General features: G+C 66.0%; 8 protein-coding genes. All 8 read right to left on the bottom strand.

Annotation, left to right across the window (positions count from 1 at the left end):
- Positions 1-271 (bottom strand): hypothetical protein (locus x551_RS18905; protein WP_152543589.1); only part of this gene is annotated, 271 nt, incomplete at its 3' end.
- Positions 268-468 carry a hypothetical protein gene (locus tag x551_RS18910; RefSeq protein WP_036234846.1) on the bottom strand — a complete coding sequence of 67 codons (201 nt, stop codon included), beginning with the start codon at positions 466-468 and terminating at the stop codon, positions 268-270. The genes x551_RS18910 and x551_RS18905, both read right to left, overlap by 4 nt.
- 253 nt (positions 469-721) lie before the next feature.
- Entirely contained in the window at positions 722-1,339 is a 618-nt protein-coding gene (locus x551_RS18920) for a hypothetical protein (protein ID WP_036250199.1), read from the bottom strand.
- Between the two features lie 8 nt (positions 1,340-1,347).
- Positions 1,348-1,884 carry a hypothetical protein gene (locus x551_RS18925; protein WP_036250200.1) on the bottom strand — a complete coding sequence of 179 codons (537 nt, stop codon included), beginning with the start codon at positions 1,882-1,884 and terminating at the stop codon, positions 1,348-1,350.
- An 11-nt stretch (positions 1,885-1,895) separates the two neighbouring features.
- Positions 1,896-2,462 (bottom strand): hypothetical protein, encoded by a 567-nt coding sequence (locus x551_RS18930; protein WP_036250201.1) that lies wholly within the window; start codon positions 2,460-2,462, stop codon positions 1,896-1,898.
- A gap of 246 nt (positions 2,463-2,708) precedes the next feature.
- Positions 2,709-3,914, bottom strand: coding sequence for an AAA family ATPase (locus x551_RS18935; RefSeq protein ID WP_161728083.1), 1,206 nt, complete (start codon positions 3,912-3,914; stop codon positions 2,709-2,711).
- On the bottom strand, positions 3,911-4,105 hold the full coding sequence (locus x551_RS18940; protein ID WP_036250203.1) for a hypothetical protein: 195 nt from the start codon (positions 4,103-4,105) through the stop codon (positions 3,911-3,913). The genes x551_RS18935 and x551_RS18940 overlap by 4 nt, the downstream gene beginning before the upstream one ends.
- The coding region (locus tag x551_RS18945) for a hypothetical protein (RefSeq protein WP_216701347.1) at positions 4,102-4,385 on the bottom strand (284 nt) is incomplete at its 5' end. The genes x551_RS18940 and x551_RS18945, both read right to left, overlap by 4 nt.

Consider the following 4,385-nt stretch of genomic DNA (forward strand, 5'->3'; position numbering starts at 1 on the left):
GCTTACCGGGAGACTTGGGATCCCAATCGGGCCTTTCCTTCTGTTCGACCAGCGTGACGATCGGGCCACTCATGCGCTCTGCATCGGCCACAGCACGGTCTCGCAAGGCCTGGCCTGACTCCCCTGGTTCACGGATCCAGACTTGGCCGGCGCCGGTGTAGCGCTCGGCCTCTCCGGTGCGCAGCAGGTCGCGGATCACGACGACGACGGAATCGGACATCACACTCGCTTCCAAGCGCTGCAGACGCCTCGCAATGGCGGTGACGTTCATAGGACCGACCGCGGGAGACGCTGGCGGGTCAGGTTGGCGACGTAGACCACGCGGCCAGCATCGCGGGCCGCACCGATGCGCCGGAGCTTGCCCTCGAAGTCGTCATCCGGCCGGATCACGAAGCCGAGCGGCATCTTGTCGAGGTTGGTGTCGCGCTCCACACGACGGAGCCGGTTCTGCATGGATTGCAGGTTCATCAGGTTTTCCTTCCACCCTGTCGGGCTTCAACGGCTGCGAGCCGCTCGTCAATCTCTCGCATCAGCACTGTCTGGCCGATCTGCTGGAGCAGGTAGGCAAGCCTTGCAGCGTCCGAGGGCGTCGGCATGGCTCCGGCCTTCTTCCGAGCGCCTCGGTACAGCCGGGCCATCTCCGCTCGGACAGCCTCGGTCGTGTCCAGCCGACCCACCCGAATACCCCGGGGGGTGGTTTCTTCGGGATCCGCACCACGACTCATGCGGCACCGCCTCCACTACGCACCTGCGCGCGCCGAGCGAGGGCTTGGATGACCGTTACGGACCTTCCAAGGCCTGTCGTCTCAAGGAACGTTCGGTAGTCCCTCGATGCCTTGACGGATGCCGGCAGAGCGTCGAACACGCGGCGACCTTCCTGGTTGGCGAGGGCGAGCTGTTCCTCGTAGGAGGCGCCCCAGATGCCCCGGAGCTGCTGCTCGGCCTTGGCGGTCTCGTGCACGGCCTCCGCGTCGGTGCGGACGTAGAAGGCCGCATCGAGGGCAACCATGTGGGCGGCTTCGGCCAGGTCGGCATCGACGCCGGCAGCGTGCAGGCTCTGCCGAAGGTCAGACTGCTGGGCCGGGTCCATCTCCATCCCGTATTCCTTCGCCCACTCGGTCGACAGTTGGTAGTCGGTCGGCGAGGCCGGCGCGTCGGTAGCGGTCGGCTCCTCGACTTCAGCCCCCTCGGGCTCGACGCCTGCGATCACACGATTGAGCTCGGTGAGCCTCGCCCACTCCTTGCCCTGAGGGTTCATGGCGGCGGCGGTGAAGGCCTTGTCACTCACCAGGGACGCACGTTCGGCCTGCGCGCTTTCGGGGGTCAGCGGTGCTTCCATGTATTCCCTCAGTGGTAGACGAAGAGGTCGGCGAGCGGAGCGTCCGGGTCTTCGTTGATGTAGTCGATCAGGCCATCAACCACGACGCTGATGCCGTCGAGCATCTGGCTGCGGTTCAGAAGCTTGTCGACATCGAAGATCACGCTGCACGCGGTGGAGCACGGACCGACGACGGGGCTGCGCGCCACGGTGCGGGGATCGGTCTCGCGATCACCGGCGAACAGGAAGCAGCCGCTGCCCTCCTGGCGCTCGTTGGTCATGCGCCGGCCTATCGTCAGGCCGTTGAGATTGCGGGTCCAGAACCCTTCCCACGCGAGCCCGGCCGGGTAGTCCAGGAACGGTGCCGAGCGTTCGACGATCCTGGCCTTGATGGCGGTGAGCAGCGTCACCAGCTCAAGCCGGGAATGCAGCTGGTCGGGATTGACGATCACCGCGGCTTCCTTGCCGCCGATGGAGGGCCCGCCCCATACACCGTGGAAGTCGTCTTCACCTAAGGTGACGTTGAGGGCGCGGTCAATCGCGCCGCAGAGTGCCCAGGTACTCATGTGTCTCTCCTTTAAAGACCAATCCGGCTGAGGAAGCCGCCGGAACGCTTGACGCCCAAGAAGGACGCGAGGGATTCGATGGAGGGCTCGCCCGGCATGGGCTTGCCGTTGGGACCGCGGCGCTGCTGGCGTGCGACGGTCTGGCGGAAACGGCCCTCAATGCGGGCGATGACGGCAGGCGCGCCGAGCGTGCTGCCGGCGGGGGTGTTGCCGATCTGCAGGCGGTGGGCTTCCTCGAAAGCGGCCAGGGTCTCGCCGTGCAGCACCGCAGCGCGCTCCATGGCTTCCTCGAACTTCAGAGCAGCCTGCATCGCGTGCTCGTGCGCGGCCTTCGCCTTCGCAGCAGCCTTCTCCTGAGCGTCCCGGGCCTTGCGGTCGGTCGCCGCCTCTTCATGGCGCTGCGCAGCGGCAAGGCTCGCCTCTGTGCGGACGATCTCGGCATCGATGGTCTGGAGCTTCTGCCAGGCAGCCCCGCTGTCGTCGCCGGCCGCGGTCACGTCTTCGAAGTCCCGGGCAGCGACGAAGCGGGCGTCGCGGAGTTCTTCAAGGCGGGTTTGGAATTGGGTGGTGGTGGTCATGGAGTCCTTTCTGTTGGAGGTCGATCAGGTCCGTTGCGGGGATTCCCGTCACGGGGGGCATCGTTCCGCCCGTTCCACCGTTCCACCTCTAGGGGTGGGTTGGAACGTTCCGGGGTGGGAATACGGGTGTCGTTCCACGTGTCGTTCCGCTGGAACGCCAGCATTGACGCGGGTTTGCGGCGTTCCGCGTTCCGCTCGCCGTTCCACTTTTCAAGGGGCACGATCGTTCCACCGATCGTTCCAGTTTCAGTGCAGCTCATCAGCAGCCTTTCGTCCCTCTCGGGTCAGCTCCCAGGCACCGGTGCGGCCCTTCTTGGCGAGGCCCTGCTTGTCAAGCGTGCCGAGCAGTCTGTGCACCCTCGACTTCTGCGGCGAGCCGGGCCCAGTCGTGAAGCCGCTAGCCATAGCGAGGTCGGCGATGCTCGCCCCGGGCTTCCTCTGCATCGCGATCAGCAGCCGGTTTTCGTCGTCCAGGGACTTGGCCTCGATGGCCTCGACGCGCTCGTCGGGGATGTGCCGGGCGGCGACGCTGTAGATCGGGCGGCCTCGCGCATCAACGCGACCTTCGAGCTGGGTCTGGACGAGTTCGAAGCGGATCGGGTCGAATGGGGCGCCACGGATCTTTCCCTGCCAGTGGAGCGTGACGACGCCGGAATCGTCCTTGCTCACGGTCAGGTTGGCATCCACCTCGGCGAGGAACGCGCCGCCACCGCGGGGCGTGAGGTTGTCTTTGCTGGCGTTCTTCACCGGATGGCACAGAACGAACACCGTCGGGTTGCCCGGCAACTGCGTGAGCGACCGCATGCTCGATGCATGCCGACGCATCGAGACGTTGTTGTTCTCGTCGTCCTCGACATAGAAGGCGGCAGACGTGTCCACGAACACCGCCACCAGGTCGATGCCCAGCGCCTTGACCCGCTCGTGGATGTCGTCGACCTCGTAGCTCACGTTGAACGTGCCGGGCATGACGAGGAAGCCCTGTGCTCCACACAACAGCAGATCATCAGCATCAATGCCGTGCTCCTGCAGGGTGGCGGCCAAGTGCATCGCATAGTCGTCCGGGTTTTCGCCCGCCAGAACGAGCACGGATCCGCCTGTGACCTCGCGGCCCGCAAAAGGTCTTGAGGAGTACAGCGACACCTCCAGCAGCGCGCAGAGCGTCGTCTTGCCGCTGCCGGTGGCGCCAGTGACCGACACGACCGTGCCGCGCCCGATTGGCAGGCCGTCGACGATCGGCTCGATGTGCTTGAACTCGTTCAAGAACTGCCTGCCGCTGACGATCGGAGGACGTGGCGGAACAGTCGTGTCGCGCGACTGGGCGATCTCAGCGTGTGATCCCCTATAGCTGGTTGCAGGCTTCGACCAGCTAGCAGGCCGATCGTGCGCCGGTATGACTGTCGGCGGCTCGACCGTGCCGAACACCTGTTCGAGCCCGTCGTCGAGCGCGCTCAAGTCTTCAGCCTCCATCCGCGGGCCAGCAGCTTCTGGCGGACTTCCTCCGCGAGGTAGCTCTTGATCCAGGCCTGGTGCTCAGGCCACGAATCGCCCAGGCACTCCGTCAGGCGCTCGATCTGTTGCCGATACCAAGCCTCGGCCAGCGCGCGCACCTCGGCGGCGGTTTGGGGCTTGTCGGTGACTTTCACGCAGCACCTACCTGCTGCAGGAACGCTTCCACAGCGTCGGCCCCAGTCAGCGCACGGACCATGCCCCAGCGTCCGACCACGAAGTCACCGCCCGGCATGCGGACGAGTTCGAAGCCTGCGAGCGCTGCGCGGGCCTGCAGCGTCGCGTACGTCTTGGCCTGGTCGATCGCCTCCGTCGCCGGGTCTCGGCCCATCGTGCGGAACTGCTCCGAGTACATGGCGGTGAGCTCGATCAGCTCGGCGTTCCCGTTCATGCGACCTCCGTGGAGTGTGCGCGCCG

Origin of the sequence: Methylibium sp. T29 (assembly GCF_000576205.1) — a bacterium.
Classification (GTDB): Bacteria; Pseudomonadota; Gammaproteobacteria; order Burkholderiales; family Burkholderiaceae_C; genus Methylibium; species Methylibium petroleiphilum.

Coding starts and splice junctions, on each gene's coding strand:
- x551_RS18910 (WP_036234846.1), bottom strand. CDS start 468: ATGAACCTGCAATCCATGCAGAACCGGCTCCGTCGTGTGGAGCGCGAC.
- x551_RS18920 (WP_036250199.1), bottom strand. CDS start 1,339: ATGGAAGCACCGCTGACCCCCGAAAGCGCGCAGGCCGAACGTGCGTCC.
- x551_RS18925 (WP_036250200.1), bottom strand. CDS start 1,884: ATGAGTACCTGGGCACTCTGCGGCGCGATTGACCGCGCCCTCAACGTC.
- x551_RS18930 (WP_036250201.1), bottom strand. CDS start 2,462: ATGACCACCACCACCCAATTCCAAACCCGCCTTGAAGAACTCCGCGAC.